This window comes from Bradyrhizobium sp. TM239, from assembly GCF_036247985.1.
Lineage (GTDB): Bacteria > Pseudomonadota > Alphaproteobacteria > Rhizobiales > Xanthobacteraceae > Bradyrhizobium > Bradyrhizobium ottawaense.
The window spans coordinates 760988-776544 of the sequence record NZ_BTIR01000001.1 but is presented as its reverse complement, the minus strand read 5'-3'; the positions used below and the strand labels follow the sequence as shown (position 1 = coordinate 776544).

Below are 15557 nucleotides of genomic sequence, written 5' to 3'. Positions count from 1 at the left end.
GATCCTACGGATCCAGCTCCGTGTCCCAGTACAGATAGTCCAGCCAACTATCGTGCAGATAGTTCGGCGGGAACAGGCGGCCGTTGCGGTGGAGCTGGTGCACGGTCGGGGCAAAGGCGTGCTGGCGCGGAAACATCTTGGCTTGCACCGGCGTGAGATTGCCTTTGCGCAGGTTACACGGCGAGCATGCCGCGACCACGTTCTCCCAGGTGGTCTGGCCGCCTTTGCTGCGCGGGATGATGTGATCGAAGGTCAGGTCTTCGGGCGAGCCGCAATATTGGCAGGCGAAACGGTCGCGCAGGAAGACGTTGAACCGGGTGAAGGCCGGATGGGTGGTCGGCTTGACGAAGGATTTGAGCGAGACAACGCTCGGCAGCTGCATTTGCAGCGTGGGGCTATGAACCGCCTGATCGTAATGTGCGACGATGTTGACGCGATCGAGGAACACTGCCTTGATCGCGTCTTGCCACGACCAAAGAGACAGCGGGTAGTAACTCAGCGGCCGGAAGTCCGCATTCAGCACCAACACCGGCCAACTGCCTTGCGAGACATGTGCGTTCAAGTAACGCTCCCGGCCTCCAATATACGCTGCGAAGCAGCATGTACTGACATACTACATGCAGCGTGACGGGATTGTGAAGCCCGTTGAGCGACTTATTCAGGCGCAAGCAATGCGGCGCCGGGGTGGCGAAAGCGCTGAAAAAGCCGCGATTTGGGGGAGGTGCGCGGCTGGCGCGGAACTGCCGTTACCAGCGCGTCGCGGCCCGGCGCGGCAGCTACTCCCGTACCCGTTCCAGCTTCTGCAAGCACCGCGTCGCGCGGACCGCAGCCGGCATCTCCTCGTCCGGAAAGCTCGTGTCCCAGTTGGTGACGCCGACCTCGCCGACATAGATGTCGCCCCTGGAATCCAGCGCGATGCCGTGGGGCGCCAGGAACTTTCCGCTCGCAACACCCGGCCCTTCCTCGCCGCCAAGCCGTGCGATGCGCTTGCCCTTGGCGTCCACGATCGACAGCCGCGGGCCGAGATTGGGCACATTGCGGTTGATGGCAAGGCCCGGGCCGAGCTCGCCGATCACGAAAGTCGGGCTCTTGGTCCCGCCGCAACAGCACAGCGCGCAGGGCCGGTGCAGATTGTTCCACTGCGTCTCGTATTTGCCCTCGCCGTCGAACACCTGCACGCGATGGTTCTCGCGGTCGGCGACATAGACCCAGCCATCGGCATCGGTGGCAATATTGTGCACGATGTTGAACTGGCCGGGATCGGTGCCCGGCTCGCCCCAGCTCTTGAGCAGCTTGCCCTCGGGCGTGAACTTGTGCACGCGCGCATTGCCATAGCCGTCGGAGACGTAGATCTCGCCCTTCGGCGACAGCGCGGTGTGGGTGCAGCGATGGAAGGGATCACCGCTCATGAACGGCGCCGGTTTTTCGGGAATGCCGATCGTCAGCAGCACCTTGCCGTCCGTGGTGCATTTGCGCACGGTGTGGTCGCCGTCATCGGTGCAGTAGAGATTGTCGTCGGCGTCGATGTGCAGGCCGTGTGCGCGCGAGAACAGCCCTTCGCCCCAGCTGCGCAGGAAATTGCCGTCGCGGTCGAGCACCACCATCGGGTGGGCGCCGCGGTTGAAGACGTAGACGCGGTCCTTGCTGTCGACCGCGACGGAGGCGACGTCGGTGAGCTGCCAGCCGTCCGGGAGTTTCGCGAAATTGTCGACGACGCGGTAGCGGTGCTCGCCGCTGCCGAGAATGGCTGGCATGAATCTGTCCTCCTGTCATTCCGGGACACGCGAAGCGTGAGCCCGGAATCCATTGTGCGGCGTTTTCTTGGATAAGTGGATTCCGGGCTCGCGCTTCGCGCGCCCCGGAATGACGGCTGTAGCTATATTTGTCCCAGAATCCCTTCCTCGATCGCCTTGATCTGGAGCCCAAGGTATTTCGAGTTGATCCGGCATTGCGCGAGGCTGCCGGCGATGAACCAGAGCCCGGGCTGCCTGGTGCGCGCATACATGTTGCGCAGCTCAAGACCGTCGCCAAAGCCCCAGATCGGGCCGACGCGGTCGGCGATGGCCTCGCCAAACAGTTTTCGCACCAGATATTCCTGCGGCTTGTAACCGGTGGAGAGCACGATGAGATCGGCGGGAAGCAGCGTGCCGTCCTTCATCCGCGCCCCGTCGGGTACAAAGCCCTCGATGTCGGCAAACTGCCTGAGCCTGATCTTGCCCTCGACGATCAGGTTGGAGCAGCCGACGTTGAAATAATAGCCGCCGCCGCGGGTGAGGTATTTGAACTGCCAGCCGGTGCCGGCCTCGCCGAAGTCGAGCTTGAAACCGACGCGCGAGAGGCCGTCGAGCAGCTCCTTGTCGAGCTGCTTCGACTGCTCCGTCAGCATCACATGCGTCTTCTTCGCGAGCGGCGTCGGCATCGAGGCCGCGATCAGGTCATTGTCCTCGAGCGTGCCTTCGTTGTAGGTCGCATAAGCGAGCTGCGCCGACGGCTCGATATTGGTGACCAGCGTGGCTGCGCGCTGCACCAGCGTCACCTCGGCGCCGCTGGAATAGAGATCCTGTGCGATGTCGTGGCCGCTGTTGCCGGTGCCGATGACGATCGCGCGCTTGCCTGTCCAGGTCTCGCCGTCCTCATAGCGGCTGGAATGCAGCAGCGTTCCCTTGAAATTGTCGAGGGTCGGAATGTCCGGAATATTGGCGATGCCGCTGACGCCGGTCGCCATGATGACGTGGCGCGGATGCATGGTCCGGACGCTGCCGTCGGCGCGGCGCAGCGTGACGGTCCAGTGTCCGTTCGCCTCGTCATAGGCGCCGCCTGCGAACTCGGTGCTGGTCCAGAAATTCAGCTCCATCGCATCGACGTAAGCCTCGAACCAATTGGCGAGCTTGTCCTTGGGGATATAGACCGGCCAGTTCGGCGGAAACGGCATGTAGGGCATGTGATTGACCTGCACCTGGTTGTGCAGGGTGAGCGCGTGATAGCGCTTGCGCCAGTTGTCGCCGATCCGCATCTCGCGATCGACGATCAGCGCGTCGACCTGCAACTGCTTCAGCCGTGCTGCGATCGCGAGCCCGGCCTGGCCGCCGCCGACCACCAGCACGGCGGGATCGCGATCGGCATAGTCGCGCGAGGCGCTGCGCAAATCCAGCCAGTTCGGCCCGCGGAAATCGCGGGAATAGGCCTGGCCGCGCGGGCGCGACGTGCCGAGCTGCTCCTCGAATCCTTTGAGTTCGTCGAGCGCGGTGAGCAGCGTCCAGGCCTTCAGGCGGTCGCCGTCGGCGGTGTCGGGAATGAGCCGCAGGATGCCGCTGCCACGGCCGGTCGCGGTTTCGAACGTGAAGATCGCTTCGATGGTGTTGGTGCCGGCGCGCGTCACCCAGCGCGGCGGCGCGCGGTTCGGCGCGATCTTGAAGTTGGCCGGTGCCGCCTCGGGCGCCAGCGCGGTCAGCGCTTGCGCAATCGTCGCGCGGCCGGCGATCGTTTGCAGGTTCCAGCTCAGCGCCAGCACGTCGCGCCAGAAGCTGTCGGCGAGGAAGAGGCGATCCAGCGTGGCGGGATCGGGCCTGCCCAGCGCGCGCTCGAATTCATCGAGCCAGGCCTGGGCGCACGCGGATAGATCCTTGGTCTTGTCGAGCATGCGCGACCTCTTGGCCGTCTTTCGCGGCGTTTCCTCTGAGATCGAACGCTATACGGTTTCCTCGCCCGCCAAAAGCTGCGGACCCGAGCGAGGCAGGCATGCAGCCCTGCTCGGGCGGAATATGGCCTGGAATTCCGCTCGCACGGACGCCGGCCGGAGAAGGTCTAAGCGCCGCCCGGCCCGCGGCCGGTCCAATAGGGATCGCGCAGCTTGCGTTTGAAGATCTTTCCGGTCGCCTCCCGGGGCAGCGCCTCCAGGAACCGGACCTCCTTCGGCACCTTGAAGTTCGCCAGCCTCTCGCGCAGAAAAGCCTGCACTGCGGCGGCGGAGAGCTGCTCGCCGGTGTCGGGCTCGATGCAGGCACATAGCCGCTCGCCATATTCCGGGTCGGGAATGCCGAACACGGCGCAATCGCGCACGCCGGGCATGCCGATCAGCGCGTTCTCGATCTCGGCGGGATAGATGTTGACGCCGCCTGATATCACCATGTCGCGCTTGCGGTCGCACAGAAACAGATAGCCGTCCTCGTCGAGATAGCCGACGTCGCCGACGCTGACGAGGCCGTCGCGCCCCGCCTCGGCGCGCGCCTGCGCCTTGCCGTGGTAATCGAAATCGGGCACCGCCGTCTGGCGCATGTAGATTTCGCCGACCTCGTTGGCGTTGCACGCGCTGCCGTCGTCGCGGAAGATCCTGACGATGCCGCCTTCGATGGCGCGGCCGACGGTGCCGGGCTTCTTCAGCGCCTCCTCGGCAGAGTGCCACACCGGGATCCCGGTCTCGGTCGAGCCGAAATACTCGTTGATGACCGGCCCCCACCAATCGATCATCGCCTTCTTCACCTCGGGCGGGCAGGGCGCAGCCCCGTGCACGACGAAGCGCAGCGACGACAGGTCGTAGCGCCGCCTGACCGTCTCGGGGAGCCGCAGCAGCCGCACGAACATCGTCGGAACCATGTGGATGTGCGTCACGCGGTGACGCTCGATCAGTGCCAGCAGCTCCTCCGCATCGAACCGCGGCTGGAGGACGATGGTGCAGCCGTTGCGGAACGCCATCATGCCGTAGGAATGCGGCGCCGAGTGATACATCGGCCCGTTGATCAGCACGATTTGGTTGTCCCGCGGCTTGATGCCATAGGCGATCGCGCCGACACGTTCGGAAGCGGCCGCCTGCTCGGGCTGCATCGGCATGCGCCGCACGCCCTTCGGCATCCCGGTCGTGCCCGAGGTGTAGATCATTGCCGCGGCCCGGCGCGGCGGTTCCTGGGTTTCGGTATGGCCGTCGCGCCAGCGCTCCCAATCGGTCAGTCCGGGCGGGACCGCGGTCAGCTCCGGGGCAATGGCGAAGGTCGCCGCCAGCTCGGGCGGCGTCGCGACCTCGAGAAGGCGGACATCCGGCGCCACGCCGTCACGAATCTGCGGCAGCAGGTCGGCGTGGCAGACCAGGATCTTCGCGCCGCTGTCGGTCAGGATGTAGCGGACCTCCTCGGCCTTGAGATGCCAGTTGATCGGCACCACCGGGCTGCCGAGGGCGGCGGAGGCCGCAACCACCTCGAACAGGGCGAAGTCGTTGCGCAGCATCATCGCAACCGGCGCGGCCTCGGCAAGGCCCAGGGCGCGAAACCCGCTTGCCGCCCGCCTGATGCGTGACTGGATCTCGTCATAGCTGATCCGGCGCTCGCCGCTGATGATCATGGCGTGTCCTTGTCCCGCACGAGCCTAGCGATCGTCCAGCACGTCGCCGAAGCCGACCCAGCTCTTGCCGTTGAAGCGGCGGAGCTGAAGCTGCTGGAACGGCAGATAATCGTCGGCACCGGTCGTAACCGAGATTCCCGGCAGCAGCAGCGGCAGCTTCACCTCCTTCAGCGAGGCCGCCTGGCGCATGATGTTGTCGCGGCTGACGTCTTCCTTGCACGCCCTCAGCACCGTCATCAGCAGCGTCGCATAGTGGTAGCCGGCCGCGTAGTTGGAGTTGGAAAGGTCGGCGTTCGGCAGGTATTGCTTCATGAAGGCAAAATACTCCTTCACGCCGGGATCGTCGGCCCATTGCGGGTCCATCGTGTCCTTCTGGTTGCTCGACGAGATCAGGCCGACCGCGTTGTCGAGCCCGGCCGGCTCCAGGAACGAAATCGACGAAGCCGAGGTCGGCACGAAGAACAGTTCGGGCTTCCAGCCGATCTCGGCCACGCCCTTGACCATCTGCGAGGTGAATTTTCCGAGTACGACGCCGAACAGCACGTTGGCGCCCGAGGCCTTCAGGGTCGAGAGCTGCGAGCTGATCGTCGGCGCGCTGGTCTCGTAGGTCTGTTCGGCGATGATCATGCCGGCCGCCTTGGCTCCGAGCGCGCGCTTGAAGCCTGCGACATAGTCGCGACCGAAATCGTCGTTCTGTGCCAGGATTGCGATCCGGGCGTCGGGCTTGGTCTGCAAGATGTATTTGGCATAGACCACGCCCTCGGATTCGTAGGCCGCCATCCCCGGCATCGTCCACGGATTCTTCTGCGGCGCGGCCCATTTGGTGGCGCCCGAGAGCACGAACAGCTGCGGCACCTTCTTGGCGTTGAGATAGCGCTGCACGGCGCTGTTGGTGGCGGTGCCGAGCGAGCCGAACATCATCAGCACCTCGTCCTGCTCGACCAGCTTGCGGGTCTGCTCGACCGTCTTTGGCGGCGAATAGGCGTCGTCCAGCGTGATGAACTTGACCTTGCGGCCGTTGATGCCGCCTTCGGCATTGATCTTCTCGAAGAACGCTTCCTGCGTCCGCCCGATCGCGCCGAAGCCGGAGGCCGGGCCGCTATAGGGCAGGGTCTGCCCGATGCGGATCTCGGCGCTGCCTTCGGCGTGGACGCTGCCGGCGCCGAGCGTCAGCAACGACATGCCGATCAATGCGGCTGCGAGCTTCATGGTGTCCTCCCGTTTTTCTTGTAGTCCGAGACGTCAGGCGCTGGCGCGCAGCAGGAAATCCTGACGGGCCTGATCGAACTCCGCCTTCATCCGGTCGACCAGGTCGGCGACGGGAGGCGCGTCGGTGATCTGGCCGATGCCCTGGCCCGAACCCCAGATGTCGCGCCACGCCTTTGATTTCGTGTTGCCGCCTGAGCCGAAATTCATCTTCGTCTTGTCGGCCACCGGCAGATTGTCCGGATCTAACCCCGCGGCGGCGATGGAGGGGCCGAGATAGTTGCCGTGCACGCCGGTGAACAGGTTGGTGTAGACGATGTCGTGCGCGGCATGCTGCGTCAGCGCGGACTTGTAGGCTTCGTCGGCGTTGGCTTCCCTGGTCGCGATGAAACGCGTGCCCATATAGGCGAGGTCGGCGCCCAGCGTCAGCGCGGAGGCGATGCCGAAGCCGTCGCTTATCGCGCCCGACAGCAGGATCGTGCCCTTGAACCATTGCTTGACCTCGCGCACCAGCGCGAAGGGCGAGAGCGTTCCGGCATGCCCGCCGGCGCCCGCGCAGACCAGGATCAGGCCGTCGACGCCGTGCTCGGCCGCTTTCCGTGCATGCTTGACGTTGATGACGTCGTGGAACACCAGCCCGCCATACGAATGCGCGGCCTCGACGATCTCCGCCGGTGGCCGCAGCGAGGTGATGATGATGGGGACGCGATGTTTCACGCAGGTCTCCATGTCCTTCATCAGGCGGTCGTTGGAGGCGTGGCAGATCTGGTTGACCGCGTAGGGCGCGACCTTCCTGCCCGGATTGAGCGATTTGTATTGGCCGAGCTCGTCCTCGATGCGGCTCAGCCACTCGTCCAGCTTCTCGACCGGACGGGCGTTGAGCGCCGGAAACGAGCCGACGACGCCCGCCTTGCACTGGGCGATCACCAGCTCCGGTCCGGAGACGATGAAGAGCGGCGAGCCCACCACCGGCAGCGCGAGCGAATCCTTCAAGAGAGCGGGCAGCGCCATCATGTCCTCCCTGGAAAAGCAGTCCCGCCGGCGGGCGGATGACGAGGCGTTTCCGTGTTGATTGTCGCGCGGGCGATTGCCGCCCGTGTTGCGGATTTGATCCCACTATAAGGTTGGACGGCGCGCTCCGGGCGTTCAATAATGAACGGATAGCCATTCAGATTTGAACGGAGGTGCGGATTGGACTGGGATCTTTGCAAGACCTTCGTCGCGGTCGCCGATACCGGAAGCTTCACCGCCGCCGCCCGCCGGCTGCACACCAGCCATCCCACCGTCAGCCGCAAGATCGCGGCGCTGGAAGCTCAGCTCGGCACCAGGCTGGTGGCGCGTGCCGCCGACGGCCTGGCGCTGACGGCGGATGGACGGACATTGCGCGAGCACGCCGAGGCCATGGCGGCGGCGGCGCTGCGGGCCGAGACCGCGGTCGCGGCCGGAGGACATAAGGCGCGCGGCATCGTCAAGCTTTCGATCGGCGCGACGCTGGCCTCGCATTGGCTGATGCCGCGCCTGCCCGCCTTCCTGCGTGCGCATGACCATGTCCAGCTCGAGATCATCACCCACCCGTTTCCGGCGAGCGTGCGCCGGCGTGAGGCAGACGTGGTGCTGCGGCCTTTCGACAGCGGCGAGGAAAACCTGGTCGGCCGCAAGATCGGCCGCCTTGGTACCGGATTCTACGCCTCGCGCGATTATGCCGCGGGGCGGTCCTTGCCTGAACGCCGCGGCGAGTGGAAGGAGCATAGCGTCGTCGGCTTCGCCGACCAGGCGTCGAATGCACAGCTTGCGCGCTGGAGCGACGTCGTCACCCGGCAGGCCAGGGTGGTGATGCGCTGCTCTTCCCAAGGGGACATGCTGGCGGCGGTCCGCGCCGGGATCGGAATCTCGGCGCTCTCGTGCTTCGTCGCAGAAAGCTATCCCGACCTCGTGCGCGTCGCCCCGCAAAAGCTCGCCAGCGTGGCGGACCTGTGGCTGCTGGCCCATCCCGACCTCGTCGAGCTTCCGGCGGTGCGTGCCGTCGTGGATTTCGTTGCCGAATGCGCCCGGGCCGACCGCGCCAGGCTGCGGGGCTAAAGCATGATCCGGAAAAGTGCGCAGCGGTTTTCCGAAAAGATCATGCTTAAACAACAACCTAAAGCGCGATGACGTTTCATCCTGATCGCGTCGCGCTTTAGGCCGAGCCGGCGAGCACGCCCTCCCGCTTCTTCACCGCGCGATAATAGCTCCACCATAGGTGCGCCGCCGCGCCGCGCAGGGGACGCCAGGGTTCGGCGAGCGGCGCCATCTGCTTTTCGGTCGGCCGTCCGGGAAGACCGAGGCCGATCTTGATGGCCTCCTGCACGGCGAGGTCGCCGGCGGGCCAGGCATCGCCATGGCCGAGGCAGAACAAGAGATAGACGTCCGCGGTCCAGGGGCCGATGCCCGGCAGTGCGATCAACGTGTGATGCGCGGCGTCGGCATCTTCCTCGGCGAGCACGTCGAGGTTCAGCCGCTGCGCGCCGATCTCGCGCGCGAGATGTTTCAGCGTCTTGATCTTGGCAGCCGAGAGTCCGAGCCGCCCGAGCCGGTCGGTGCGGGCCCGGCGCACCGCGTCGTGGTCGAACGGATCGAAGGCGGCCGACAACCGTCCCCAGATTGCCGCGGCGCTCGCGGTCGAGAGCTGCTGGCCGCAGACGATGTGGGCAAGGCCCGCAAAACCCGGCTCGCGCCGCCGCAACGCCGGCATGCCCGCGATCTCGAACACCGGCTTGAGGCGCGGGTCGCGCTTGATCAGCGTGTGAATGGCCTCTTCGAGATCGGACTGGGATTCGAGATGGATGGTCATTGCAGTTTGGCAAACTCTTTCGGACGTCATGTGGCCGGGCTTGACCCGCTTATCTATTATCCTACTCCGTCGTTCCGGGGCGATGCGAAGTCGAGCCCGGAATCTCGAGATTCCGGTTCGGTCCTGCGGACCGCCCCGGAACGACAGCCGAGGCGGTCAAGCCCGGCCATGACGAGTTCTTTCTCATGACACCACCCGTTTTCCGATTCGCTCCCAGCCCGAACGGCCACCTGCATCTTGGCCACGCTTTTTCGGCGCTGCTGAACTTCGACCGCGCGCGAGAGACAGGCGGCCGGTTGTTGCTGCGGATCGAGGACATCGACGCGACGCGCTGCCGGCCGGAATTCGAGGCGGCGATCTACGAGGATCTGGCCTGGCTCGGGCTCGACTGGGAGATTCCGGTGCGGCGGCAGTCCGAGCATCTCGCCGATTATCGCGCCGCGCTGGACAAGCTGTCGGCGCTTGGCCTCGTCTATCCCGCCTTCGAAAGCCGCGCCGAGATCGCAAAGCTCGTTTCCGCGCGTGAGGCGGACGGCCCATGGCCACGCGATCCCGACGGCGCGCCGCTCTATCCCGGCAACGTGAAATCGCGGCCTGCCGACGAGCGGGCGCAGCTGATCGCTTCAGGCGCGCCCTATGCGCTGCGGCTCGACATGGCGGCCGCCTGTCGGCGTGTCGCAGGCCTGGCGTGGAACGAACTCGGCGAGGAGGTGGGCGGCGAGCGCGGTATCGTCCCGGCACGACCAGAGGCCTGGGGCGATGTGATCCTGGCGCGCAAGGAGACGCCGACCAGCTACCATCTATCCGTCGTCGTCGACGATGCGCTCCAGGGCGTCAGCGAGATCGTGCGGGGCCTGGACCTGTTTCATGCCACCGCCGTCCACCGTCTGCTCCAGGTCCTGCTCGGCCTGCCCGAACCCGCCTACCGCCATCACCGGCTGATTTGCGACGTCGAGGGACGGAAGCTGTCGAAATCGAGCCGCTCGACCGGCCTGCGCGCCTTGCGCGCGGCCGGCATCACGCCTGCCGGCATCCGCCAACTGGTGGGATTAGGTTAAGTTTCTCTGGGGGTTAGCAAAACGCCGCCGTGACTCCGGGGGTTCCGCCGTGCCATGCTTGATCGACAGTCCGGGGTTCGAAGGGGATACTTCGAAGGGGATTCATGGCGGCGAAAACGCGCCCAGCGCGCACCACGCGGACGTCCAGGCGACCGCCTCGGAAGCGGTCCGGGACGGCCGGCGGGTTGCGCAAGCGCAGCACCAAGGCGGTCGGGCCGGACGTGGTCCAGGCGGCGCTCGCTGCTTTTGCCCACGAGGTCCGTACCCCCCTGACCGGCATTCTGGCGATCAGCGACCTGCTCGCGACCTCCGATCTCGGCGAGCGGGAACGGCGCTGGGCCGACACCATCAAGGCCGGTGCCGAGCATCTGGCGAGCCTTGCCACGCTGTTCGTGGATGCCGCCAGAACCGGCAAAGGGGCCGGCAAGGCCGCAGGTACGCTGCGGCAGGACCTGTTCGACCTCAGGACACTCGCCCGCAGCGCCGGCGATTCGCTCGCCGGCCGTGCCGCGGCCAAGGGTCTCCAGGCCCAGGTCGAGATCTCCGAAAAGCTCCCCGGCCTCGTGGTCGGCGATCCCGTCCGCCTGCGCGCCGCGCTCGAGAATCTGATCGACAATGCCGTGAAGTTCACCGACCAGGGCGGCGTGGCGCTCGAGGTCGCGCCCTGGCGTCCCGCCAAAGGCAAAGCGAAGGGCAAGTCGAAAGACAAGGGCAGGGTCGGCGTCGCCTTCGCGGTGTCCGACAGCGGCATCGGTCTGACCATGGCCGAGATCAAGCGGCTGTTCCGCCCGTTCACCCAGGCCAATGTCACCATCGCCTCACGCTTCGGCGGCGCCGGCCTGGGGCTGTCCTCGGTCAAGCAATTGGCGCGCGCGATGGGCGGCGACATCACCGTCGCACCGCGCCGCGGCGGCGGCGCCACCTTTACGCTGACGGTGTCGCTCGATGCGGCGGGCCCCAGCAAATCCCGCAAGGCGAAGGGCGAAGCCGAGGCGGATGCGGTCGCGGCGCTGCGCGTCCTCAGCGTCGAGGACAATCCGTTCGGCCGCGTCGTGCTCAACACGATTCTGACCGAGCTCGGCCATCATGCCGAGTTCATCGGGCGCGGCGAGGATGCCGTCGGCCGGCTGGCGCAAGGCGCGTTCGATGCGGTGCTGATGGACATGGTGCTGCCCGGCATCGACGGCGTCGAGGCCATCAGGCGGATCCGCACCATGGAGGCGCCGCTGGCTCTGATCCCGATCATCGGGGTGTCCGGTCGCGGCGAGGACGAGGCGGCCTCGCGCGAGGCCGGCGCCGACGCCTTCCTGGTCAAGCCTGTGTCTCCGCGGGCTTTAGCGACTGCGCTGCTTGAAGCGACACGCCGTGAGGAAGCCGCGACTTGATGATCGCGGCATTGAGCTCGCCGCCGTAAACGAAGATCGCGGCGATGAAATACAGGAACACCAGCGCGATGATCACCGAGGCGAGCCCCGCATACATGGTCACGTAGTTGTTGGCGAAGCGCGCCAGATATTGTCCGAACACGATGCCTGATATCAGCGACGCCACGATGGTGAAGACGATGCCGGGCAGGATCTGGAAGAAGCCGCGCCGCCCCGCCGGCAGCCAGGCGTGCAGGATCAGCAGCGCCACCACCAGCGCGCCGACGGTGATGCCGTAGCGCAGCCAGGTGAGGATGCTCTCGTTGGACTCGACGAACAGCGGGATATGGCTTCGCGCCGCTTCGATCAGCAGCGGACCGAGCACGATCAGGAACGCCATGGCGAGCGCGGTGAAAGCCGCGATCAGCGTGTAGGCGATCGACTCCAGCCGCAGCCAGTACCAGCGCCGCATCTCGACCACCGCATAGGCGCGGTTGAGCGCGACCCGGAGTGCTTCGACGCCGTTGGAGGCGAAATAGACCGACAGCGCCGCGCCGATGGTGAGCACGCCGGTGCGGGTCGTGGTCAGCACGTCATGGACCTCGCCCGAGATCGAATCGGCGACCTGCTTCGGCCAGATCTGCAGCATCAGGCTGGCGGCCTGGTCGGCGAGTTCCTTGGAGCCGAAGAAGCCCGCGAGCGAGGTCAGCACGATCAGGAACGGGAACAGCGCCATCAGCGTCGACAGCGCGATATGGCTCGCGATCGCCCAGCCGTCATCGGCGAGGAAGGTATAGAACGCGTCCTCCACGACGACGTAGATGGTGCGGATGGCTTTCACGGCTAGCTCCCGCTTCGCCTCTTCCCGCTCGCCTCTCCCCGCAAGCGGGGAGAAGGGAAGCGGACGGGCCATTCGCGCAAATCGGAAATCATCTCATGAGCTTCTGATATTATGGGCATAAAAGCCAGATCGGGAACGCCATGGCGGACCGGCGCGCACGGTGTTATCACCCCCCAATGGCATCTCTCCTGACGACTTTCATCCTGCCGGCGGCAGCCGGCGCCGTGGCGTTGGTGCTGCTGCTCGGGCTCATCAACATGATGCGCGGCGGCTCGCCCAACACTTCGCAGAAGCTGATGCGCTGGCGCGTGCTGCTTCAGTTCGTGGCGATCGTCATCGCAATGCTCGCGGTCTGGGCGATGGGGCGGTAGGGCATGATCCGGACCCGAAGGGCCGCGTTAGCGCAAAGTGTGAAGCGGTTTTCCGACAAGATCATGCCCCAAAATTAAGAGGCCTCTATGGTCGTACTGAATCGCATCTACACGAAGACCGGTGACGACGGCACGACGGCGCTCGGCTCGGGCGAGCGCCGCCCAAAATACGATCTGCGGATCGAGGCCTATGGCACGGTCGACGAAACCAATGCCGCAATCGGCGTGGTGCGGCTCCATACCCAGGATGCGCCCGAGCTCGATGCGATGCTGGGCCGCATCCAGAACGATCTGTTCGATCTTGGCGCCGACCTTGCGGTCCCGGAGCGTGAAGGCAAAGCCGAGCGCCTGCGGGTGGTGGCGAGCCAGGTCGAACGGCTCGAGCGCGACATCGATGCGCTCAACGACAAGCTTAAGCCGCTCACCTCCTTCGTGCTCCCCGGCGGCACGCCGGCTGCGGCTCATCTCCACGTGGCGCGCACGATATGCCGCAGGGCGGAACGGGTGATCGTGGAACTGGCGGCCCGACCCGGGGAGCAGGTCAGCGCGGCTGGCATCCAATATATGAACCGCCTGTCGGACTTCCTGTTCGTGGCCAGCCGAGCCGCCAACGGGAACGGCGCCGGCGACGTGCTCTGGGTTCCGGGCCAGAACCGCTGACCCATCGAGCTCTCGCATTTCAGAGGGCTAAAATTAGGCCCGTTCGCGCGTTGACCGGGGCAGATCGGGCCTTTAGGTTCCGCGCCAGTTGATAACCCCCCTCCTAAATTGAGTGAAAGAGGATCGATGAAGGTCTTAGTGCCGGTAAAGCGGGTGGTCGATTACAACGTCAAGGTCCGCGTCAAGAGCGATGGATCGGGCGTTGAACTCGCCAACGTCAAGATGTCGATGAACCCGTTCGACGAAATCGCGGTCGAGGAAGCGCTGCGCCTGAAGGAAGCCGGCAAGGCGACCGAGGTCGTGGTGGTTTCCATTGGACCGGCGCAGGCGTCGGAGACGATCCGCACGGGTCTTGCCATGGGCGCCGATCGCGGCATCCTGGTGAAGGCCGAGGGCGCGGTCGAGCCGCTCGCGGTCGCCAAGATCCTGAAGAAGGTTGCGGAAGAAGAGCAGCCCGGCCTGATCATTCTCGGCAAGCAGGCGATCGACGACGACAGCAACCAGACCGGCCAGATGCTGGCTGCGCTGCTCGGTTGGTCGCAGGCGACCTTCGCTTCGAAGCTCGAGGTCGAAGGTTCTGACTTCAAGGTCACCCGTGAAGTCGATGGCGGTCTCCAGACCGTGAAGCTGAAGGGACCGACGATCGTCACCACCGATCTGCGTCTCAACGAGCCGCGTTATGCCTCGCTGCCGAACATCATGAAGGCCAAGAAGAAGCCGATCGCCGACAAGACCGTCGCCGATTACGGCGTCGACGTCGCTCCGCGTCTCGAGGTCGTCAAGACGACGGAGCCGGCCGGCCGCAAGGCGGGCGTCAAGGTCAAGGACGTCGCCGAGCTGGTGTCGAAACTCAAGAACGAAGCCGGGGTGCTCTGATGACGACGCTGCTGATTGCCGAACACGACAATGCGTCGCTCAAGGATGCGACCAACAAGGCCCTGACCGCGGCTGCCGCGCTCGGCGCGGACGTCGAGGTCCTCGTTGCCGGCCAGAACGCCAAGGCCGCGGCGGATGCCGCTGCCAAGCTCGCCGGCGTCAAGAAAGTGCTGCTCGCCGATGGCGAGCTCTACGCGCACGATCTTGCCGAGCCGCTGGCCGCGCTGATCGTTTCGCTGGCTTCCGGCTACGATGCGATCGTCGCGCCCGCGACCTCGCGCTTCAAGAACGTGATGCCGCGCGTCGCCGCCCTGCTCGACGTCATGCAGGTCTCGGAAATCATCAAGGTGGTCGCCCCCGACACCTATGAGCGCCCGATCTATGCCGGCAACGCCATCCAGACCGTGAAGTCCAAGGACGCCAAGAAGGTCATCACGGTGCGGACCTCCACCTTCGCCGCAGCCGGCGAGGGTGGCAGCGCACCGGTCGAGACCGTGGCGGCGGCGGCCGATCCGGCCCTGTCGTCCTTCGTCGGCGAGGAGGTCGCCAAGAGCGACCGTCCCGAGCTGACCTCGGCCAAGATCATCGTCTCCGGTGGCCGCGCCATGCAGAGCCGCGAGAATTTTGCCAAGTACATCGAGCCGCTCGCCGACAAGCTCGGCGCCGGTGTCGGTGCCTCGCGTGCGGCGGTGGACGCCGGCTATGCGCCGAACGACTGGCAGGTCGGCCAGACCGGCAAGGTCGTGGCGCCCGAGCTCTATGTCGCCGTCGGCATTTCCGGCGCGATCCAGCATCTGGCCGGCATGAAGGACTCCAAGGTGATCGTCGCGATCAACAAGGACGAGGACGCGCCGATCTTCCAGGTTGCCGATTACGGCCTGGTCGCCGATCTCTACCAGGCGGTTCCGGAGTTGACGGCCGAACTCGGCAAGCTCGGCAAGTAAAAGACCTCAAAACACCGGCCGGAGGCATAAACTCCGGCCGGTGTTTCATTTCTGAAGCGTTTTCTTTGGCGTGGGG

General features: G+C 65.6%; 15 protein-coding genes. 7 read left to right on the top strand and 8 right to left on the bottom strand.

Translation table 11 applies throughout. The annotated features are described in order from the left end of the window. Positions 1–4 precede the first annotated feature (4 nt). The 6 genes from AABA84_RS03775 to AABA84_RS03750 form a co-directional block, all read right to left on the bottom strand. Positions 5–562 (bottom strand): HNH endonuclease, encoded by a 558-nt coding sequence (locus tag AABA84_RS03775; protein ID WP_018316280.1) that lies wholly within the window; start codon positions 560–562, stop codon positions 5–7. A gap of 214 nt (positions 563–776) precedes the next feature. Next, positions 777–1754, bottom strand: coding sequence for a peptidyl-alpha-hydroxyglycine alpha-amidating lyase family protein (locus AABA84_RS03770; protein WP_338309753.1), 978 nt, complete (start codon positions 1752–1754; stop codon positions 777–779). Between the two features lie 122 nt (positions 1755–1876). Then, positions 1877–3640, bottom strand: a complete 1764-nt coding sequence (locus tag AABA84_RS03765; protein WP_338311421.1) for a flavin-containing monooxygenase — start codon at positions 3638–3640, stop codon at positions 1877–1879. A gap of 164 nt (positions 3641–3804) precedes the next feature. Further along, complete coding sequence (locus AABA84_RS03760; protein WP_338311419.1) at positions 3805–5331, bottom strand: acyl-CoA synthetase; 1527 nt, start codon at positions 5329–5331, stop codon at positions 3805–3807. A gap of 24 nt (positions 5332–5355) precedes the next feature. Next, positions 5356–6540, bottom strand: coding sequence for an ABC transporter substrate-binding protein (locus AABA84_RS03755; RefSeq protein ID WP_338311417.1), 1185 nt, complete (start codon positions 6538–6540; stop codon positions 5356–5358). A 33-nt stretch (positions 6541–6573) separates the two neighbouring features. Next, entirely contained in the window at positions 6574–7548 is a 975-nt protein-coding gene (locus AABA84_RS03750) for an NAD(P)H-dependent flavin oxidoreductase (protein ID WP_212247224.1), read from the bottom strand. Positions 7549–7728: 180 nt separating this feature from the next. Here AABA84_RS03750 and AABA84_RS03745 point away from each other — a divergent pair, with 180 nt between their 5' ends. After that, positions 7729–8616, top strand: a complete 888-nt coding sequence (locus AABA84_RS03745) for a LysR family transcriptional regulator (RefSeq protein ID WP_091960223.1) — start codon at positions 7729–7731, stop codon at positions 8614–8616. A gap of 97 nt (positions 8617–8713) precedes the next feature. On the opposite strand, the gene AABA84_RS03740 is transcribed toward AABA84_RS03745, so the two are convergent. Further along, a complete protein-coding gene (locus AABA84_RS03740; protein WP_338311415.1) occupies positions 8714–9367 on the bottom strand; it encodes a DNA-3-methyladenine glycosylase family protein in 654 nt (217 codons plus the stop codon). Positions 9368–9552: 185 nt separating this feature from the next. On the opposite strand from AABA84_RS03740, the gene gluQRS reads away from it, so the two are divergent. Continuing rightward, positions 9553–10425: a tRNA glutamyl-Q(34) synthetase GluQRS gene (gene gluQRS / locus AABA84_RS03735; RefSeq protein ID WP_338311413.1), complete on the top strand. Its 873-nt coding sequence runs from the start codon at positions 9553–9555 to the stop codon at positions 10423–10425. Between the two features lie 104 nt (positions 10426–10529). Then, positions 10530–11810: an ATP-binding protein gene (locus AABA84_RS03730; protein WP_338311410.1), complete on the top strand. Its 1281-nt coding sequence runs from the start codon at positions 10530–10532 to the stop codon at positions 11808–11810. On the opposite strand, the gene AABA84_RS03725 is transcribed toward AABA84_RS03730, so the two are convergent. After that, positions 11737–12630, bottom strand: a complete 894-nt coding sequence (locus tag AABA84_RS03725) for a YihY/virulence factor BrkB family protein (RefSeq protein ID WP_338311408.1) — start codon at positions 12628–12630, stop codon at positions 11737–11739. The two genes, AABA84_RS03730 and AABA84_RS03725, sit on opposite strands and share 74 nt — an antisense overlap. A 176-nt stretch (positions 12631–12806) precedes the next feature. Here AABA84_RS03725 and AABA84_RS03720 point away from each other — a divergent pair, with 176 nt between their 5' ends. The 4 genes from AABA84_RS03720 to AABA84_RS03705 all read left to right on the top strand — a co-directional run bounded on the left by AABA84_RS03720 (position 12807) and on the right by AABA84_RS03705 (position 15481). Further along, positions 12807–13001, top strand: coding sequence for a twin transmembrane helix small protein (locus AABA84_RS03720; RefSeq protein WP_028139921.1), 195 nt, complete (start codon positions 12807–12809; stop codon positions 12999–13001). 87 nt (positions 13002–13088) lie between these two features. Continuing rightward, positions 13089–13661 (top strand): cob(I)yrinic acid a,c-diamide adenosyltransferase, encoded by a 573-nt coding sequence (locus AABA84_RS03715; protein ID WP_338311407.1) that lies wholly within the window; start codon positions 13089–13091, stop codon positions 13659–13661. A 126-nt stretch (positions 13662–13787) separates the two neighbouring features. Continuing rightward, positions 13788–14537 (top strand): electron transfer flavoprotein subunit beta/FixA family protein, encoded by a 750-nt coding sequence (locus AABA84_RS03710; protein WP_212247215.1) that lies wholly within the window; start codon positions 13788–13790, stop codon positions 14535–14537. Further along, positions 14537–15481 (top strand): electron transfer flavoprotein subunit alpha/FixB family protein, encoded by a 945-nt coding sequence (locus tag AABA84_RS03705; protein ID WP_028139923.1) that lies wholly within the window; start codon positions 14537–14539, stop codon positions 15479–15481. Before AABA84_RS03710 ends, AABA84_RS03705 begins: the two co-directional genes overlap by 1 nt. The last annotated feature ends 76 nt before the right edge of the window (positions 15482–15557 follow it).

What these genes read in the sequence shown, in the direction of transcription:
- AABA84_RS03740 (WP_338311415.1), bottom strand. Translation starts at nt 9,367, where the DNA reads ATGACCATCCATCTCGAATCCCAGTCCGATCTCGAAGAGGCCATTCAC.
- AABA84_RS03710 (WP_212247215.1), top strand. Translation starts at nt 13,788, where the DNA reads ATGAAGGTCTTAGTGCCGGTAAAGCGGGTGGTCGATTACAACGTCAAG.
- gluQRS (WP_338311413.1), top strand. Translation starts at nt 9,553, where the DNA reads ATGACACCACCCGTTTTCCGATTCGCTCCCAGCCCGAACGGCCACCTG.
- AABA84_RS03755 (WP_338311417.1), bottom strand. Translation starts at nt 6,540, where the DNA reads ATGAAGCTCGCAGCCGCATTGATCGGCATGTCGTTGCTGACGCTCGGC.
- AABA84_RS03760 (WP_338311419.1), bottom strand. Translation starts at nt 5,331, where the DNA reads ATGATCATCAGCGGCGAGCGCCGGATCAGCTATGACGAGATCCAGTCA.
- AABA84_RS03730 (WP_338311410.1), top strand. Translation starts at nt 10,530, where the DNA reads ATGGCGGCGAAAACGCGCCCAGCGCGCACCACGCGGACGTCCAGGCGA.
- AABA84_RS03715 (WP_338311407.1), top strand. Translation starts at nt 13,089, where the DNA reads ATGGTCGTACTGAATCGCATCTACACGAAGACCGGTGACGACGGCACG.
- AABA84_RS03765 (WP_338311421.1), bottom strand. Translation starts at nt 3,640, where the DNA reads ATGCTCGACAAGACCAAGGATCTATCCGCGTGCGCCCAGGCCTGGCTC.
- AABA84_RS03770 (WP_338309753.1), bottom strand. Translation starts at nt 1,754, where the DNA reads ATGCCAGCCATTCTCGGCAGCGGCGAGCACCGCTACCGCGTCGTCGAC.
- AABA84_RS03705 (WP_028139923.1), top strand. Translation starts at nt 14,537, where the DNA reads ATGACGACGCTGCTGATTGCCGAACACGACAATGCGTCGCTCAAGGAT.
- AABA84_RS03750 (WP_212247224.1), bottom strand. Translation starts at nt 7,548, where the DNA reads ATGGCGCTGCCCGCTCTCTTGAAGGATTCGCTCGCGCTGCCGGTGGTG.
- AABA84_RS03720 (WP_028139921.1), top strand. Translation starts at nt 12,807, where the DNA reads ATGGCATCTCTCCTGACGACTTTCATCCTGCCGGCGGCAGCCGGCGCC.